General features: G+C 34.2%; 14 protein-coding genes. 12 read left to right on the plus strand and 2 right to left on the minus strand.

The features are described from left to right. The first annotated feature begins 109 nt into the window (after positions 1 to 109). The 6 genes from BN1242_RS07920 (at position 110) to BN1242_RS07945 (ending at position 7,360) form a co-directional block, all read left to right on the plus strand. Positions 110 to 1,267 (plus strand): galactokinase, encoded by a 1,158-nt coding sequence (locus BN1242_RS07920; RefSeq protein ID WP_062353933.1) that lies wholly within the window; start codon positions 110 to 112, stop codon positions 1,265 to 1,267. 87 nt (positions 1,268 to 1,354) lie between these two features. Then, positions 1,355 to 2,344 (plus strand): UDP-glucose 4-epimerase GalE, encoded by a 990-nt coding sequence (galE, locus tag BN1242_RS07925; protein WP_062353936.1) that lies wholly within the window; start codon positions 1,355 to 1,357, stop codon positions 2,342 to 2,344. Positions 2,345 to 2,350: 6 nt separating this feature from the next. Next, entirely contained in the window at positions 2,351 to 3,835 is a 1,485-nt protein-coding gene (gene galT, locus BN1242_RS07930; RefSeq protein ID WP_062353940.1) for a UDP-glucose--hexose-1-phosphate uridylyltransferase, read from the plus strand. A gap of 12 nt (positions 3,836 to 3,847) precedes the next feature. Continuing rightward, positions 3,848 to 4,894, plus strand: a complete 1,047-nt coding sequence (locus tag BN1242_RS07935; protein ID WP_062353943.1) for an aldose epimerase family protein — start codon at positions 3,848 to 3,850, stop codon at positions 4,892 to 4,894. Between the two features lie 22 nt (positions 4,895 to 4,916). Continuing rightward, the gene (locus BN1242_RS07940; RefSeq protein WP_062353946.1) at positions 4,917 to 5,906 is read left to right on the plus strand and encodes a LacI family DNA-binding transcriptional regulator; all 990 of its coding nucleotides are present in this window, start codon (positions 4,917 to 4,919) and stop codon (positions 5,904 to 5,906) included. 443 nt (positions 5,907 to 6,349) lie between these two features. After that, positions 6,350 to 7,360: a DUF1646 family protein gene (locus tag BN1242_RS07945; protein WP_062353949.1), complete on the plus strand. Its 1,011-nt coding sequence runs from the start codon at positions 6,350 to 6,352 to the stop codon at positions 7,358 to 7,360. A 204-nt stretch (positions 7,361 to 7,564) separates the two neighbouring features. On the opposite strand, the gene tagH is transcribed toward BN1242_RS07945, so the two are convergent. Both tagH and BN1242_RS07955 read right to left on the minus strand, forming a co-directional pair. Beyond that, positions 7,565 to 8,377: a teichoic acids export ABC transporter ATP-binding subunit TagH gene (gene tagH / locus BN1242_RS07950; RefSeq protein ID WP_238985112.1), complete on the minus strand. Its 813-nt coding sequence runs from the start codon at positions 8,375 to 8,377 to the stop codon at positions 7,565 to 7,567. 20 nt (positions 8,378 to 8,397) lie between these two features. Next, the gene (locus BN1242_RS07955; RefSeq protein WP_062353956.1) at positions 8,398 to 9,216 is read right to left on the minus strand and encodes an ABC transporter permease; all 819 of its coding nucleotides are present in this window, start codon (positions 9,214 to 9,216) and stop codon (positions 8,398 to 8,400) included. Positions 9,217 to 9,547: 331 nt separating this feature from the next. Between BN1242_RS07955 and BN1242_RS07960 the strand changes: the two genes are divergently transcribed. The 6 genes from BN1242_RS07960 (at position 9,548) to BN1242_RS07985 (ending at position 17,849) form a co-directional block, all read left to right on the plus strand. Further along, positions 9,548 to 10,279, plus strand: coding sequence for a WecB/TagA/CpsF family glycosyltransferase (locus BN1242_RS07960; protein ID WP_062353959.1), 732 nt, complete (start codon positions 9,548 to 9,550; stop codon positions 10,277 to 10,279). Between the two features lie 58 nt (positions 10,280 to 10,337). Next, positions 10,338 to 12,458 (plus strand): CDP-glycerol glycerophosphotransferase family protein, encoded by a 2,121-nt coding sequence (locus BN1242_RS07965; protein ID WP_062353962.1) that lies wholly within the window; start codon positions 10,338 to 10,340, stop codon positions 12,456 to 12,458. A gap of 430 nt (positions 12,459 to 12,888) precedes the next feature. Continuing rightward, positions 12,889 to 13,857, plus strand: a complete 969-nt coding sequence (locus BN1242_RS07970) for a GNAT family N-acetyltransferase (protein WP_062353966.1) — start codon at positions 12,889 to 12,891, stop codon at positions 13,855 to 13,857. Positions 13,858 to 13,859: 2 nt separating this feature from the next. Then, positions 13,860 to 15,737: a beta-N-acetylhexosaminidase gene (locus BN1242_RS07975; protein WP_062354721.1), complete on the plus strand. Its 1,878-nt coding sequence runs from the start codon at positions 13,860 to 13,862 to the stop codon at positions 15,735 to 15,737. A 285-nt stretch (positions 15,738 to 16,022) separates the two neighbouring features. Beyond that, positions 16,023 to 17,072, plus strand: coding sequence for a serine hydrolase domain-containing protein (locus BN1242_RS07980; RefSeq protein ID WP_062353969.1), 1,050 nt, complete (start codon positions 16,023 to 16,025; stop codon positions 17,070 to 17,072). Positions 17,073 to 17,132: 60 nt separating this feature from the next. Then, the gene (locus BN1242_RS07985; protein WP_062353973.1) at positions 17,133 to 17,849 is read left to right on the plus strand and encodes a PIG-L deacetylase family protein; all 717 of its coding nucleotides are present in this window, start codon (positions 17,133 to 17,135) and stop codon (positions 17,847 to 17,849) included. The last annotated feature ends 113 nt before the right edge of the window (positions 17,850 to 17,962 follow it).

Genomic DNA, 17,962 nt, shown 5'->3' on the forward strand with positions numbered 1-17,962 from the left:
GTGGCGTGTGATAAAATTTTAGTAAAATAAATTATAAATTTTAACTTGGTTGAAAGTGCCTTTGTGACATAAACGAGAATATACACAATGATAAAGGAAGGTAACTAAAATGGAACAATTAAAAAGCATATTTACTAAAAAATTTCATCAGTCAAATGTACGAATGTTTTTTGCTCCTGGAAGGATAAATCTAATTGGTGAACACACGGATTATAATGGGGGCTATGTGTTTCCATGTGCAATTACATTTGGAACTTATGCTTTAGCAGCAAAACGGGAAGATAAACAAATTAACATGTATTCTGAGAATTTTCCAGATAAAGGGGTTATTACCTTTAGCTTGGATGACTTGAACTATAAAGTGGAAGATGATTGGGTTAATTACCCGAAAGGCATGATTCGCTATTTGATAGAAGCGGGTTACCCGATTGACAATGGAATGGATGTATTGTTTTACGGAAATATTCCAAATGGTGCAGGACTTTCCTCTTCGGCGTCTATTGAATTAGTAACGGGTGTTATGTTAGAAGGTCTCTTTGGCTTAACAATTCAGCGAGTAGAAATGGTGAGAATCGGACAAAAAGTGGAAAACGAATTTATCGGTGTTAATAGCGGAATTATGGATCAGTTTGCCATTGGGATGGGGAAAGAAGGAAAGGCAATTTTACTTGATTGTAATACGCTTGAATATGAGTACGCTCCAATTGAATTAGAAAATCACCGAATCATTATTATGAACACAAATAAACGCCGGGAACTAGCTGATTCAAAATATAATGAAAGAAGAACGGAATGCGAGCTAGCAGTTAAAGAACTAAAAAACTTCAAGAAAATCAATAGCTTAGGCGAGCTAACTGTTGCTCAATTTGAAAAGTTACAAGGACAAATTCCAAATGAAGTGATCAGAAGGCGCGCAAAACATGCCGTTTATGAAAATGAACGAACAAAACTGGCAAAAACAGCGCTCGAACATCATGACTTAGCTACATTCGGAAAATTAATGAACGAATCTCATATTTCTTTACGAGATGATTATGAAGTGACAGGAAAAGAGCTGGATACGATTGTAGAGGCAGCATGGCAACAGGAAGGAACAGTTGGAGCACGGATGACTGGGGCAGGATTTGGTGGCTGTGCCATTGCGATTGTAGAAACGGATAAAGTGAATGATTTTATTAAAAATGTCGGAAAAATGTATGAGGAAAAAATAGGCTATAAAGCGGACTTTTATAGTGTTACAATTGGAGATGGTGCGAAAGAATTATAAAGAAATAGTACGGATTGACAAAAAGTGTAACAACCACATCGCGAAGGTAAAATTTAACTAAAATTTCGGAATGGAAAGGTGAGAGAAATGAGTGTTTTAGTATTAGGCGGAGCTGGTTATATCGGATCACATGCTGTGTATCAATTAATGGATAGCGGTTATGATGTAGTAGTGGTTGATAATTTACAAACCGGTCATAAAGATGCCATTCATCCGAGGGCAAAATTTTATGAAGGGGATATTCGTGACCGTAACTTTTTGAAAAATGTCTTTGAACAAGAACATATAGAAGGTGTTATTCATTTTGCTGCCAATTCCTTAGTTGGCGAATCAATGGTTGAACCGCTAAAGTATTATGATAATAATGTATATGGGACTCAAGTTTTACTTGAAGCGATGCGGGAAGCTAACGTGAAATATATCGTCTTTTCTTCTACAGCTGCAACATACGGTGAGCCTGAAGCTGTTCCGATTACTGAAGACATGCCTACGATGCCAACAAATACGTATGGTGAAACAAAATTAGCAATGGAAAAAATGATGAAATGGTGTGAAAAAGCGTTTGGAATTAAATTTGTTTCCTTACGCTATTTCAACGTAGCTGGTGCTCGTGGAGAAATTGGGGAAGATCACCATCCAGAAACGCATTTAATACCATTAGTTTTACAAACGGCTTTAGGAAAAAGGGAATATATAACTATTTTCGGCAACGATTATCCGACAAAAGATGGAACTTGCATCCGTGACTATATCCATGTCGAGGATTTAATCGATGCTCACATTCTCGCTTTAAAATATTTACAAGCAGGAAATGAAAGTAATATTTTTAACCTTGGTAGCAGTCAAGGCTTTTCTGTACAAGAAATTATCGAAATGGCAAGGGTTGTTACAGGAAAAGAAATTCCTGCGAAAATTGGTGAAAGAAGAGCTGGAGACCCAAGTGTATTAATCGCTTCTTCTGAAAAGGCAAGAAATATTTTAGGATGGAATCCAACAAGAACGAACATTGAGCAAATTATTAAAGATGCTTGGCAATGGCATTCCAATTATCCAGATGGATATAAGGATCGTAGGTGATGAAGTTTGACTATTTATGAGACAATACAACAATTATTAAATAACGCAATGAGCCAAGGGTTATTCGAGAAAACGGATGAAATATATGTACGAAACCGAATGTTAGCGTTGCTAAATCTCGATGATTTCTCAGAGACAGAAGTTTCCGAAGAAAAATCCAATGCAGACTTAGTAGAAGAATTAGTGGAGTATGCAGTGAAAAAAGGAATAATCGAGGATTACTTTGATGCTAAAGAAATACTTTCGGCACAGGTGATGGACTGTTTTATTTCTCGGCCTTCTGAAATTAATTGGGAATTTTACAAAAGATACGCACAAAACCCAATAGACGCGACCAACTATTTTTATACATTAAGTAAAAACAGTAATTATATACAAATGAAACGAATTGAAAAAAACATTCAATATAAAGTAGCAACAGAATATGGAGAAATTGATATAACAATCAATTTGTCCAAACCGGAAAAAGATCCGAAACAAATCGCTTTAGAAAGAAATAAAAAATCTTCTGGTTATCCGCAATGTGTCCTTTGTGTGGAAAATGAAGGCTATGCTGGTCGGCTCGGCTATGCTGCAAGAGCTAATCACCGAATGATTCGAATGGAAATGTTAGGAGAGAATTGGTTTTTACAATATTCCCCATACGTTTATTATAATGAACATTGTATTTTATTGTCGGAAAAGCATCGAAATATGTTGATTTCCCGGGAAACTTTCGAGAGATTGTTAACTTTTGTCGAAAAAATTCCACATTATTTCATCGGCTCCAATGCAGATTTACCAATCGTTGGTGGCTCTATCCTCTCACATGACCATTATCAAGGAGGAAATTATGAATTCGCTATGGCAAAGGCGCCAGCTGATTATCATTTTACATTAAAGCAACATTCGCAAATTCGTGCTTCTATTGTAAAATGGCCGATGTCGGTAATTCGGCTTCAATCACAATCGAAACAAGAGTTAGTAAATGCTGCAACACAAATATTAACCAAATGGAAGGAGTATAGTGATCCTTCAGTTGAAATATATGCTTATACAGAAACTACACCACATAACACAATTACACCAATTGCACGGAAGCGGAATGAGTTTTATGAGATAGATTTAGTGTTACGAAATAATCGAACAAATGAAGATCATCCATTAGGTATTTTTCATCCACATGAGGATGTTCACCATATCAAAAAAGAAAATATTGGTTTAATTGAAGTGATGGGGTTAGCTGTTTTACCTGCGAGATTAAAGGATGAATTAAGTGAAGTTGAGAGCTATTTATTAGGAAGGGATAGCCAAATTGCTGATTATCATCTGCCTTGGGCGAACGAAATAAAACAAAAGTATCCGCAAATAAGTGACGATAATTGTCAAGAAATACTTAGGGAAGAGGTCGGTAAGAAATTTTTGCGTGTATTGCATGATGCGAGTGTGTTTAAACGGGATGATACTGGAAGTGCAGCTTTTAAAAGATTTCTCAATCATCTTAATGAGTAGGGGGATTCAACGGTGAAAATTACTGAAAGAGAATTTGGAATACTAGAAGATAATGTAATATATCAGTATGTATTAGAAAATGATAATGGGATGCGGTTAGCCTGCCTAAATTACGGTTGTATTATTACTGATATTTTCGCGAAGGATCGGTATGGTAAGTTCGAGAATGTTTTGTTAGGTTTTGATAATATAGAAGATTATTTACACAAAAGCCCATACTTTGGGGCAATCATAGGCCGAGTAGCTGGTCGCATCGCCGATGGCCACTTTGAATTGAACGGAGAAACATATCGTTTAGATGTAAATGAAGGAAACAATCATTTACATGGAGGAAAATCTGGCTTTGATAAAAAAATTTGGCATGCAAAGACATGGAAGACAGAAGATAAAGTCGGTGTAGACTTTACTTATACAAGTACAGATGGGGAAGAAGGCTATCCAGGTGAAGTACAGATAACGGTACGTTATTATTTAACAAATGATGATGAGTGGGTTCAAATTTGTAAAGCGAAAACAAATAAAGAAACTTTATTAAATATGACGAATCATTCTTATTTTAACTTAACTGGAAATCTAAAAGAGACCATTTTAAATCACCAATTAACATTAAAAAGCGAGAAATATTTACCTTTACGTGAAGATTTTATTCCTACTGGTGAAATGATTGATGTAACTAACACTGTCTTTGACTTTCGAAACGGCAAGGTCTTAAAAGACGGGATAAAAACAACTGATAAACAAATAAACATCGTCGGAAACGGCTATGATCATCCTTTTGCATTGACAGATAATTTTAATGAAGAGATTCAATTATATGAACCAGTTAGTGGCAGAAAACTTGTGATCGAAACAAATCAACCATGCGTTGTCGTTTATACTGGCAACCAATTAACCAATCATTTTTTGATAAGAAATCGGCAAGTGGAACAGTATTTAGGTATTTGTTTAGAAACACAACAATTTCCAGATGCCATCCACCATCCGCACTTTCCGTCTATTATACTGAAGCCGGAAGAGGAATATGTTTCTGAAACGAAATATAAGTTTTCAATAAATTAGTGGAAAAGAAAGGGTGGCATAGATGGCTACAATTAAAGATATTGCTGAAAAAGCAGGTGTATCAATAGCAACTGTATCCCGTGTGTTAAATTATGATGCTACTCTTTCCGTTACAGATGAAACACGGAAAAAGATATTTGAAGTTGCTGAACAATTATCTTACAAAAAGCGTTCTGCTAAAAAAACGAACTCGACAAAAATTGCGATAATTAGCTGGTACACAGAAAAAGAAGAGCTAGATGATTTGTATTACATGTCAATTCGACTCGGAATTGAAAAGCGTTGTCAGCAGTTAGATATACACGTAGAAAAATATTTTTATAATACATTAGACCAATTTAATTTGGAAAAAATCGATGGAATTATCGCTATCGGTAAATTTAGCAAAATTCAAATTCACTCGTTATCACAAATTACAGAAAATCTCATTTTTGTCGATAGTAATCCTAATAGTAAAAGGTTTGATTCTGTTGTTGTTGATTTTGAAGAAGCAACGATTACAATCATTAACTATTTGTTAAAAAAAGGCCATAAACAAATTGGTTTTATCGGCGGTAAAGAAATGTTTAAGGATAATTCAGAGCCAATTACCGATTTAAGAGAAAGAACTTTTCGTTGGTATTCAAAAGATAAAGGAATATTTAATGAAGATTTCATTTATATTGGCAATTTCACAGTAAATGATGGTTATTCATTGATGAAAAAGGCTATTCAAGAACATGGTGATGAACTTCCAACCGCATTTTTTGCCGGAAATGATTTAATTGCTATCGGCTGTTTAAGGGCTTTACATGAAGAAAATTTTGCTGTTCCAGAACGGGTAAATATTATCGGGTTAAATGATATTAGTGTATCAAAGTACGTATATCCGGCTCTATCCACATTAAAGGTTCATACTGAATTGATGGGTGAAACGGCTGTTGATACCTTACTTGAAAGACTAAATGGCAGGAAAATTGCAAAGAAAGTCTATCTCGCAACAGAATTATTAATAAGAAAAAGCAGTTTTTAAAGAAGAGGTTGTCCTATCGGGACAAGTCTAATTTAGGGAGAATAAATAGGAACGATTGTCTCTATTGGTTCTATCCGTTTAATTAGACTTATAACGAATGGGACTGCCTTTTTTATATGGAATTAACCTACACATTAAAAAAGGACAATAGATTTGTGACTTTGAATTTAAAATAGGTTGTATTCAAACTACGATTACATTGTAAGGCTGTATGTCTGAAATATGCACAAGCAAAGAGGTTTTGTCTAAATTGTTATATTTTTGATTGACGAGCATAAATTGAAGTATGTATGTTAAACTATAGATTAGTTTATTCATTATCCAAAATGCTTGCCTTCTATAATGTTGGTGCCTCCGAAACAAAGTAATCAATGAATAAACTAGAAAACTATTATTTATCACAATCAATGAAAATGAAATAACTTAGAGAGAAGGATTAATCAATGATAGGATTATTTATTATCTTATTATTAGTGCTTTTTTTACCATTTACGGTAAAAAAAGTAGAACATAATTTAGAAGTATTTTTATTTATTATGGGAATAGCTGCTGCATTTGCTGGAGGAGTTTTTAATAAAGAATTACTAATAAAATCGTTAGAAGACCCGATAAATATTACTTTAGCTGTACTAGTAGCAGGACTGCTATTTAAGTGGTTTAAAACCCCTTTAGAGAATGGCATTCGTAATATAAGTCAAAGAATGCCTTTTTCGGTATTTTTAGCACTAGTTGTTATAGTTTTAGGTTTATTATCTAGTGTCATCACGGCAATTATTGCAGCTCTCGTACTCGTATTAATTGTAAGTGTGTTGCCATTAGACCGTCATTCAGAAATACGGTTTGTTGTCATATCGTGCTTTTCTATCGGCTTAGGTGCGGCATTAACGCCGATTGGGGAACCGTTATCAACCATCGTAGTAAGCAAATTAAATGGGGACTTCTTCTATTTATTAAAATTAGTTGGTCCATATATTATCCCTGGAGTTATTGTACTCGGTATTTTGGCGGCAATTCAAATAAAACCAGTTACTGCTAAAAGAGGATTGTCTAACAAAGATGAAGCAGAGTCCTACGAGGATATTCTCGTTCGTGCTATTAAAATCTATTTATTTGTGATGGGTTTAACAATGTTAGGTGCTGGTTTTGAACCGTTAATTAATAAATATATTATCGGTTTGAATGAATATGTATTATACTGGATTAATATGTTATCGGCTGTTCTTGATAATGCGACATTAGCAGCTGCCGAAATTAGTCCAGCAATGCCGACAGAAACAATAAAAGCAATATTACTAGGTTTACTAGTAAGTGGTGGTATGTTGATTCCTGGGAATATCCCGAATATTATTTCAGCAGGTAAATTGTATATAACTAGTAGAGAATGGGCTAGATATGGTATTCCTTTAGGAATAATGATACTTGCAGTTTATTTTGTAGTACTTTTATTTATTTAAGGTTATATTTTCGTAGCCCTTTTATTTAACAAAACACAATTTTTTTGGAGGCATGGTGAATTTTTGCAACGTCAAGTAGTTACTCTTCCTTAATAAGTCGAGGTTAATTTGTAAAAAAAGTGCATTTTTAAAAAGGGGTCAAGCTCCTAATTGAACGGTTTTACAACCAATCAGAGAGCTTAGACCCCTTTTCTTTTGAACAAATTAATTTATAGCAGGTGATAATGATTTCCTACGCGTATTCATTTCATCTTTAAATTTTTTCTGTTCTTCCTTCGATAATGCTTTATATTTTTTAATAAAGGCTTCATATTGTGGCATTACTTCTTTAATTGATCCGAAAGCTTTAATCTCTCCTGCTTCTAACCAGGCAGCCTTATCACAAAACTTCTTCACTTGACCGAGGGAGTGACTGATGAAGAAAATCGTTTTACCTCGTTCTTTAAACTCGTTCATTTTATCTAAACATTTATCAGCAAATGTTTGGTCCCCGACTGATAAAGCTTCATCTATTACTAATATATCCGGATCTACATTAACTGAAATGGCAAAACCGAGCCTTGATTTCATCCCGCTCGAATATTTTTTTACAGGCTGATAGATGAAATCACCAATATCAGCAAATTCGATAATTTGTGGTGTTAGTTCTTTTATTTCCTTTCTAGAAAAGCCGAGCAATAAACCTTTTAGCTCAATATTTTCTAGACCAGTTAATTGGTTGTTCAAACCAGATGAAATGGAGATTAAAGATGCTTCCCCTTTCACATCCACAGTGCCACTAGTTGGAGGGATAACACCAGTAATTATATTGGATAATGTAGACTTACCAGATCCGTTAATACCGAGAAAACCGATAACGTCCCCTTGTTTTGCTTCAAAGGAGATATTTTTTAAAGCATAAAAATCATCACCATAACCATTTGGTATTAAAATGTCTAATAGTTTATCAGAAGTTTTCCGATACATTTTATATTTCTTCGATACATTTTCGACACGAACGGAATAAGTCATTTTCATACTCCTTCATTTCACGTAATTTATAGAAAATCAACAAAGCGAGATCTGAATTTCACATGGAGAATAGATCCGATTAACAGAAATACGAAAATTAGTCCCCAAAAATAAAGTGTGTAAGTGAAATGGTCAACTAAATACCAACCAGTTGATAAAAATGCTGAACGGTATCCTTCTGCAATATATAGTAATGGATTTAGTTTAATAATCGATTGTATTGGTTCAGGAAGACCATCAATTGCCCATAAAATTCCAGATATATAAAATAAAATTCGCATTAACGATTGGACCATCATAACTACATCACGAACGATGGTAGCTAATGTGGAAGTGATTAATGTAAAACTAAATACTAAAGCAATCCCACAAATCATATAGTAAGGAATTTGTAAGTAATAAATAGAAATCGGAAACCCTCCAAATTGAAAGATAACCCCGATAATCATAAATAATAGTAAATTTGGATAAAACTTAGATAAAATAATATAACTAGGAATGGCACTCATTGGAAAATTCATCTTTGCGATAATATTAATTCGTTGATAAATTGATTTTGTCGCATCCATAGTGGCTTGGTTAACAAAAAACCACATCGTAATACCAGCAAGCATCCAAAATATGAAAGGAACAGTTATATCTCCTACTTCCATACCACGGTTACTGCGAATACCGAAGCCAAATACGAACCAATATACACTGATTTGAATGAGAGGGTTAATGATCTCCCAAAGCATACCTAAATAATTATCGCTATTTTTAATTCTTATTTCAAAAAGTGCTAGCCGATTAATTAAATAAAAACTGCTGAATTGTTCTTTTAACACAGTAATTAAGGATTTCATCGTAATATCCTTTCTTCACTTTTTCTATATCGATTTTCTGCATGGCAATACATTACATTATAACAAACTAATACAAGCTTTTCATTATTTTCTCGATCAAGGATAACAGAGATATTATAAGACTAACTGTACTTTGATTCAATTGAATATTTTAGCAGGATTACATTACTTAAACTAGCTTTACCACTCGTTACTATTATACCTGCTAAATATGCTTCATAACAACGAGGTGCAATGAATATTTACTTACATGCAAACAATATGTAATATAATAGTAAGCTTTAGAAATTGACAGACACCGAGAGATACTTTTATGAAAAGGGAGACAACAATGGTTAAAGTGAATTATGGAGGTATCTATACAACGAAATCAACATCCGAAAAAGTATTACAAGAATTACAGTCTAAGTTTATAAATAAAGAAAAAACGAGGGTTTTCTATATAAATGCCCATTGTTATAATGTTGCTCAAAAGGATAAAACATATAAAAAGTATTTAAATGAGGCAGAATATGTTTTAAATGATGGTTTAGGTATTGATTTAGGAGGGAAGATTTTAAACGTATCCTTTGATGAAAATTTGAATGGCACTGATTTCACCCCACTATTGTTAAAGTTGGCGGAAGAGAACAATCAGCGTGTCTTTTTATTAGGGGGATATCCAGGAGTTGCAGAAACAGCAGCGAATAACTTTTTAAAGGTGATGCCGAAATTGCAAATTGTCGGCGTAAGAGACGGTTATTTTCAAAATACGGATGAAGTTATTGACGAAATAAATGCTGTAAAACCTGATTTATTAATTGTAGCATTAGGTGTTCCGCTTCAGGAAAAATGGGTTACGGAAAATTTTGAAAGGTTAAATGCAACAGTAATGACAGGAGTGGGTGCTTTTTTAGACTTTGCTTCTAATCGAATACCAAGAGCACCAGAGTTTATTAGAAAAGTTAGGCTAGAATGGGTGTATCGTTTATTGCGTGAACCAAAGCGATTATGGAAACGTACATTTATCGGGAATTTTACGTTTTTTTACTACATTATGAAATATAGATGGAAACAAAAATGATAAATTGAAAGCTATTGACTAAACTGAAGTTGCTATATGTATAAAGAGAGGTAGTTGAATGGTGAATCTCATTACTGGAGAATTAGTGAACATCACAGCATTACATACTAAATACAAACTTTTCATTTCTACAGACATAGAATGGTTAACCGAATATAAGCGGTGGGAAATTGTATTACAAGAACGAATTACAAAAGCACAATATGAATTGCCGAGTGAATTAAAGGGTAATGCCTCTAATTCCGTAATAGAAGTTACTATTGATTTAGATAATTTGGAGCAACTATCAACTGAAAAGATTATTTATGATTTATTTATAAGAGTGGAAAATAATGACTCTATGGAACAGTTCCGGATAAAAAGCAATCCCCAAGTAAGGTTGGAGTTTTTTCAATTAGCTATACCTAATAGTTCCATGATTTTTGAACCATACACAACAAATAAAGGCAATTTATCCTTTCGAGTCAATGAAATTCAGTTAAGAAGTTATGTTCATGATCTTCAAGTTTCTATCGATGGGAATATTAAAATCTCCGGGTTTTTTCTTTATCCAAATTATGATGACAGTAAAATTGAAATAACCGCTTCACGCCTCGTTATTACTAATCAGCTAAATAACGAAGAAATTATCCTTCCTTTAAAAAATTTTAAAGAAGAAATATTAGAGCTGTATAATGGAAGTAATCGATTTGCGAAAGGTAGTTTTTCAACGGAATTGGTAATAGGTAATGAAGTGGATTATAAAAATCTAATATATTATCGATTTTTTGTTGATGTGGATTTTATGGTTGATAAAGAGCAACAAACAATCCGAAGCAAGAGAATGAAATACACTTCTAAAGAAATAGAAATGGAAGATGTTTTTTTACGTCATGAACATAAAAAATACCGTGTGATTGTAAAGCCAACGAAAAGATATAAGTATCTATCTGTTAAAGTATATGAGTACTCCTTATTTAAAGAGTTAAAAGGGAAAATTGGAAGAAAAGTACGTTCTGTGAAAGCACGAATGAGACGATTTTCCCGAAAGGCTTACCGGAAAACTTTTGCATACGTATCAAAATTGCCGAAAAAGGAAAACTTAATTGTTTTTGAAAGTTTTCACGGCAGGCAATATAGTGATAATCCGCGGGCGATTTATGAATATATGGTAGCGGAAAATAAAAAGTATCAAATGATTTGGAGTGTTGATAAAGAATTCCTTCAAAAGTTTAAAGATAAAAATGTAAAAATTGCTAAACGAAGTTCGATTCGTTGGTTATATTACATGGCTCGTGCTAAGTATTGGGTTATTAATGCACGCTTGCCACTATGGTTACCAAAATCATCAGAAACGATTTATTTGCAAACATGGCACGGTACTCCGTTAAAACGATTAGGAATTGATATTGAAGAAGTTCACATGCCTGGAACGAATACTATTAAGTATAAACAAAATTTTGTGAAGGAAGCGAGTAAATGGGATTACTTAATTTCACCTAATCGATATTCTAGTGAAATATTTAGAAGGGCCTTTCATTTTCAAAAAGAAATGTTGGAAACGGGGTATCCACGGAATGATATTTTATATAGCCCGGATAAACGGGTTTTAATGGAACAGTTAAAAGAAAAACTAGGGCTTCCAACGAATAAAAAAATTATTTTATACGCACCTACGTGGCGAGATAATCATTTTTATAAAAAAGGTGCATATAGATTCGACTTAGAGTTAGATTTACAACAGATGCGACGCGAATTAGGAAACGATTACATCATTTTATTACGCATGCATTATTTAGTCGCAGAAAATTTAAATTTGACGCCGTATAAAGGATTTGCCTATGACTTTTCTAACTACGATGATATTCGTGATCTATATTTATTAGCAGATTTATTAATTACAGATTATTCATCGGTATTTTTTGATTATGCCAACTTGAAACGACCAATGATCTTTTTTGTATATGATTTAGAGGAATATCGTGATAGTTTACGTGGCTTTTATTTTGACTTTGCAAATGAAGCACCAGGTCCACTAGTAAAAACGACAATAGAGGTAATTCAAACAATTAAAAAACAAGAGGAGGAAGGTTTTGACCGAACTACCTCTGAAAAAGTTACTAAGTTTTATCAAAAGTTTTGTTCATTAGAAGATGGAAATGCTACGAAACGTGTAGTGGAGAGAGTTTTTCATCCGTAGGCTACCTTGAAAACGGGATGAAATTTTCTTTTTCCATTAGGAAGTACGATTTTTATTGTTGTATTCCTGCAACATGCACTCCTATTTGAATCAGCTCGATTTCTCCGCTCACCTGTTCCTTTTACCGGTGTAAAAACAAAATCGAGCTGATTTTACATTCCAATAGCTCAAACAATTCGACGTACTAGTACATCTAATCTCCACTTCTGACAACCCAATTTTATTCCACTATTGTAAAAATAATCAAAACAAGTTCATGCTCTCTAATTTATTATGTGAGGTTTGATACAATCAATAAAAGGAGTATTGTGTTTTGATAAAAATAAATGAAACAATATTGTAATTTAATAATTATTATGCTGATTTTATGTTTCAATTAATAAGAATATCCGTTATACTATTAATAAGTCAAACATATGAGGTGAACAGTTTGGAATTTTTCCCATTAGATCAAAATTGGCTTATTGAAATGATTTCTCTTTGGAATAAAGAGATAGGCAATGACTTTCCACTGCGTCAAGAATTGTTCTATCAAAATAGTTTTTCTGATGTCAATGTGCTTCAGAATGGTTCATTTTTGGCGGTAAATGAGAATGGTAAGCTCGTAGGTTTTATCATTAGTAAATTTTGGCAGGAACAGAATTTTGACAACTTCCACCCACATACAGGTTGGATTCAAGTGCTATTAGTTGATTCAGATTACCGAAATTGCGGAATTGGTACAGAGCTGTTAACAAGGGCAGAAAATGCCTTAAAGGAAAGCGCTGTCACGAAAATTTTAATTGGAAGTGACCCATGGCATTACTTCCCTGGAGTGCCGCTTGAATATAAAGCAACTATCACTTGGTTGCAAAATCGCGGTTATGAATTTAATACTGTGGAGACAGATCTTTATAAGATTTTTTCTGATGGGGAAGATATCCATCTTCCTAGTATTCCAGACATTCAATATACTATTTTAGCAGAAAGAGATCAAAATTTGTTCATCGATTTTCTCCATGAAAATTTTCCAGGAAGATGGGAATATGAAGCAATTCAATATTTCAAGCGGAATGGTGTTGGTAGAGAATTTGTTATTGCAAAGAAACAGGGAAGAATTATTGGGTTTTGTCGAATTAATGACGCAAAATCACCGTTTATTGCTCAAAATGTTTATTGGTCCCCGTTATTTTCAGAAGAACTAGGTGGTGTTGGTCCTTTAGGAATAGCTCGATCAGAGCGAAAAAATGGGTACGGATTAGCGATAGTGAAAGCAGGAATCTATTTCTTGCGGGAGCGCGGGATTAAACATATGGTAATAGATTGGACAGGCCTTGTTGATTTTTATGGAAAACTAGGTTTTAAACCGTGGAAACAATATATGCGTGGGGTTAAAAATTTCCCTACTGAGGAGGATTAATGTTGAAGTTAAACATTATTACAAAAGATGAAGCGATTTTTGATGGAATAGAACTACTCATGGATGATTTACAAATAGAAGTTTGTTTAGAAGGCTATCCTATCGAAGTGACGAAAAACGCTGGACCGATTGTTGTTCGTAACAACGGTGAAAAGGGAGAAATTCATTTCGAAGAGCCAATCCATTTTTTTCGTGCTTTAGGCCTTTGGCTAGAAAACTATCAAATAAAGAGAGAATTTGATATAACAGAAACACCCCAATTTACGATGAGTGGGGTAATGTTGGATGCTTCACGCAACGCTGTACTTCATACGAATAGTGTGAAAACATTGCTTCGGAAAATGGCGATAATGGGACTCAACGTATTGATGCTTTATACTGAAGATACGTATGAAGTGAAAGAATATCCATATTTCGGCTATATGCGTGGCCGTTATACGGAAAAGGAATTAAGAGAGCTTGATCTTTATGCAGATAAACTTGGAATAGAAATGATTCCATGTATTCAAACATTGGCGCATTTAAAAGAAGCGCTGAAATGGAATTACGCAATGAATATTCGCGATACAGATGATATTTTATTAGTTGGCGAACCGAAGACGTATGAGTTTATTGAGAATATGATTGTAGCAGCTTCTAAACCGTTTAAAACAAAGCGAATTCATATTGGGATGGATGAGGCTTTTAACCTTGGCCTAGGAAATTATTTACGTAAAAATGGGTTCGAAGAGCGTTTCCAAATTATGAATAAGCATTTACAAGCGGTTTTAAAAATTACCGAAAAACATCGTTTAAAACCGATGATTTGGAGTGATATGTACTTCCGACTTGGCTCCAAAACAGGTGCATATTATGATTTAAATGCCCATATTCCTGAGAATGTCATTCAAGAAATTCCAAATGTACAGCTCGTATACTGGGATTATTACCATACCGATGAACAGTTTTATGAAACGTTTATCGAAAAACATAAACAAATCGGCCCTAAACCAGTGTTTGCTGGTGGTGTTTGGACTTGGAACGGTATTTCACCTAACTATGGCAAAGCAATGGCTACGACAGAAGCTGCCCTTACTGCTTGTAAAAAAACAGGCGTTCAAGAAGTGTTTGCAACGATGTGGGGAGATAACGGGGCAGAAACGCCTTTATTTACCGCACTACCAGTATTGCAACAATTTGCTGAGCATACTTATCATAAAACGGTTAGTGACGAGCAAATTGTGGAGCGCTTCGCCTTTTGTCATCAAAGTGACATGGCAGACTTTATGGAACTAAATAAGCTGGATGAAACACCTGGAGTCTCACAAAATAATTTACATGAGTCAAATCCTTCAAAACTATTACTATGGCAAGACGTCTTAATTGGCCTTTATGATGAAAATATTCGTGGTTTGTCATTAAACAAACATTACCAGGCTGTCGCTGAAAAATTGCAACAAGCGAAACATAAAAACAATGAATGGAAACCATTATTTAGTTTTTATGAACAATTAGCTCATGTGTTAAGCTTGAAAGCCGAGCTAGGCTTACAAATAAAAGCAGCTTATGATGACAATGATAAAAACAAAATGTCCGAGTTAGTTGAGACTGTGGAACAATTAAAACGTGAAGTGGAGTCTTTACGTAAAAGTCATCAAAATATTTGGTTCAGTTATAATAAACCTTTTGGGTGGGAAATTTTGGATATTCGCTATGGAGGGGTGTTAACTAGGCTAATAACAACAGCAGATCGACTAAACCAATGGGTTAATGGTGAAATTAGCCAAATAGAGGAATTAGCAGAAGAAAGACTACCCTTTGAAGGCCCGTATCCAATGCCAGACGGTACGATTGGAAGAAATGTGTATCATCGTATTGTCACAGCAGGGAACTTGTCGTAACATGGCAAATTTAAAATTATAAAAGAATTGGACACTAAGTGGCTACCCTATATTCACTTATCTTTATAGGGTAGCTAAATGTCCATTGTTTTTAAAATAAACAATCAAAATTATAATCCAATATATGATTTTATGTTTTAAAATGTAATGGCTAGTAGTATAATAGGAAGTGTAAAAAGTCCATTCATTATTTTTCAATCGATGAATAAATTTCAATATTAGACATTAAAGTAAGCGTAAACAACTTTGTCTATTATTGTATGCTAGTTATAAGGAAGTGAATATATGGAAAAGGTAGTCGAGTACATTAAAAGGCAAGTGGAGCAAAAAAATCTGCCTGGTGCTGCTATTCATATCTCTTATCAAGGTGAAACATTGTTACATGCAGCTATCGGTTATCGGTCGCTGGAACCGAAAATACAGCCAATGACAATAGATACTGTATTTGATCTAGCATCATTAACGAAAGTAGTAGCAACAAATCCAGCCGTCTTAAAGCTTATTGATGAAGGAGAATTAATGCTACATGACCCTGTTAGTCGCTATCTATCAGAGTTTGCGAAAAATGGGAAGGAAGAAATTAAAATTCGTCATCTCCTAACCCATACGAGCGGTTTAACAGCACATCGTCCATACTATTTAGACTGTCAATCGCGAGAAGAAGTACTAGCAAAAATATATGAAGAAACTCCTGTCGAAAAAATAGGAGAAAAAGTAATCTATAGTGATTTAGGTTTTATTTTACTTTCTAAAGTGATAGAAGTCATTTCAGGCATGAAATTTGAAAAATTTGTTCAAAATAACATTTTCCAACCACTTGAAATGTTGGAAACAGGATTTAATTTACCTTTTGCTAAAGAGCGCTTTGCTGTAACAGAGAAAAGTCGCTTCACCAATAAATTTAAAGCGGGAACCGTTCATGATGATAATGCAGAAGCGATGGGGGGAGTTAGTGGTCATGCTGGTCTCTTCGCTACGTTAGCAGATTTGGAAAAATTTGCTGCCATGATTGAAAATGATGGTGTATATTTTGGAAAACGAATCTTGTCCAAATCTGTATTACAATTGGCAAAAAATAATTTTACGTATTTTGATACAAACGAATATCGTGGACTTGGCTGGCAATTAAAAGGGCCACAATATGCACCATGTGGAGACCTATTCTCACCAAAAGCATTCGGTCATACAGGATATACTGGTACAAGTATATGGTTCGATCCAGAAATTAACTTACACGTTATCTTCTTGACTAACCGTGTTCATATAGAAAATAAACAGGAAATATTAAGTATTAGACCGAAACTCCATAATTTGATTCGAGCTAGCTTATTATAAGGAACTAAATGAAAAAATAGTTGTGATGAAATCTACTAATAATGACAGGAGTGATTTTCGATGACAAATAAAAAACATATTATGATTGTTGGTGCTCATTGTGGTGATGGTGAAATTCAAGCAGGGGCCATTGCGTACAAATATGCAAAAGCGGGACATAAAGTGACCTTTTTACATTTAACAGCAGGTGAAAAAGGGAATCCACCACATATTTCAATTGAAGATTACCGAAAGCAAAAAATGGCAGAAGCTGAAAAGGCGGCTAAAATTTTAGGGGCAGAGAGTATTACATTAGATTATAATGATGCGGAATTAACATTGAATGATGAAATTGTTACAAGGGTAGCGAAACTTGTTCGTCAATTAAAACCAAATTTAGTAATTACGCATTGGATTAACAGTATGCACCCAGATCACGCTCTTTGTCCAAGAATTATGGAAGCGGTACAAATGAAAGCTGGCTTGCCAGGGTTTGATTTAGATGGACTTGCCCCACATTATTTTGGAATTTTGCACAGTGAAAATTGGGAAGATATGGAAGGTTATGTTCCTGATATTTTTGTAGATGTTTCCGAAGAGTTTGATACCTATTTAGAGGCGTTATCTCAATATTGGTTCATTATGAATTCGAGCTCATTCCGTTATTTCGACTATTATAAAGCTTTAGGCACCGTTCGTGGCTGTGTTAGTCGTGTGAAATATGCACAAACATTAAAATATCCTGTCGGAGGCAATGTAAGAAGGGGAAATATTATTCCTGGCTTTCCGTTAGAATAAGTAAAATGAAAAGGGCGGCAAGTCTAATTTGACTTCGTCGCCCTTTTTACTACAATAATGGAAGGTCTTTACGAAAAAAACTACATAAGGACAATTAACAGAGGATCTAATAG

This window comes from Bacillus kwashiorkori, assembly GCF_001375515.1.
Classification (GTDB): domain Bacteria; phylum Bacillota; class Bacilli; order Bacillales; family Caldibacillaceae; genus Bacillus_BK; species Bacillus_BK kwashiorkori.

What these genes read in the sequence shown, in the direction of transcription:
- BN1242_RS07985 (WP_062353973.1), top strand. Translation starts at nt 17,133, where the DNA reads ATGACAAATAAAAAACATATTATGATTGTTGGTGCTCATTGTGGTGAT.
- BN1242_RS07980 (WP_062353969.1), top strand. Translation starts at nt 16,023, where the DNA reads ATGGAAAAGGTAGTCGAGTACATTAAAAGGCAAGTGGAGCAAAAAAAT.
- BN1242_RS07940 (WP_062353946.1), top strand. Translation starts at nt 4,917, where the DNA reads ATGGCTACAATTAAAGATATTGCTGAAAAAGCAGGTGTATCAATAGCA.
- BN1242_RS07955 (WP_062353956.1), bottom strand. Translation starts at nt 9,216, where the DNA reads ATGAAATCCTTAATTACTGTGTTAAAAGAACAATTCAGCAGTTTTTAT.
- tagH (WP_238985112.1), bottom strand. Translation starts at nt 8,377, where the DNA reads ATGAAAATGACTTATTCCGTTCGTGTCGAAAATGTATCGAAGAAATAT.
- BN1242_RS07965 (WP_062353962.1), top strand. Translation starts at nt 10,338, where the DNA reads ATGGTGAATCTCATTACTGGAGAATTAGTGAACATCACAGCATTACAT.
- BN1242_RS07945 (WP_062353949.1), top strand. Translation starts at nt 6,350, where the DNA reads ATGATAGGATTATTTATTATCTTATTATTAGTGCTTTTTTTACCATTT.
- BN1242_RS07920 (WP_062353933.1), top strand. Translation starts at nt 110, where the DNA reads ATGGAACAATTAAAAAGCATATTTACTAAAAAATTTCATCAGTCAAAT.
- galE (WP_062353936.1), top strand. Translation starts at nt 1,355, where the DNA reads ATGAGTGTTTTAGTATTAGGCGGAGCTGGTTATATCGGATCACATGCT.
- BN1242_RS07960 (WP_062353959.1), top strand. Translation starts at nt 9,548, where the DNA reads ATGGTTAAAGTGAATTATGGAGGTATCTATACAACGAAATCAACATCC.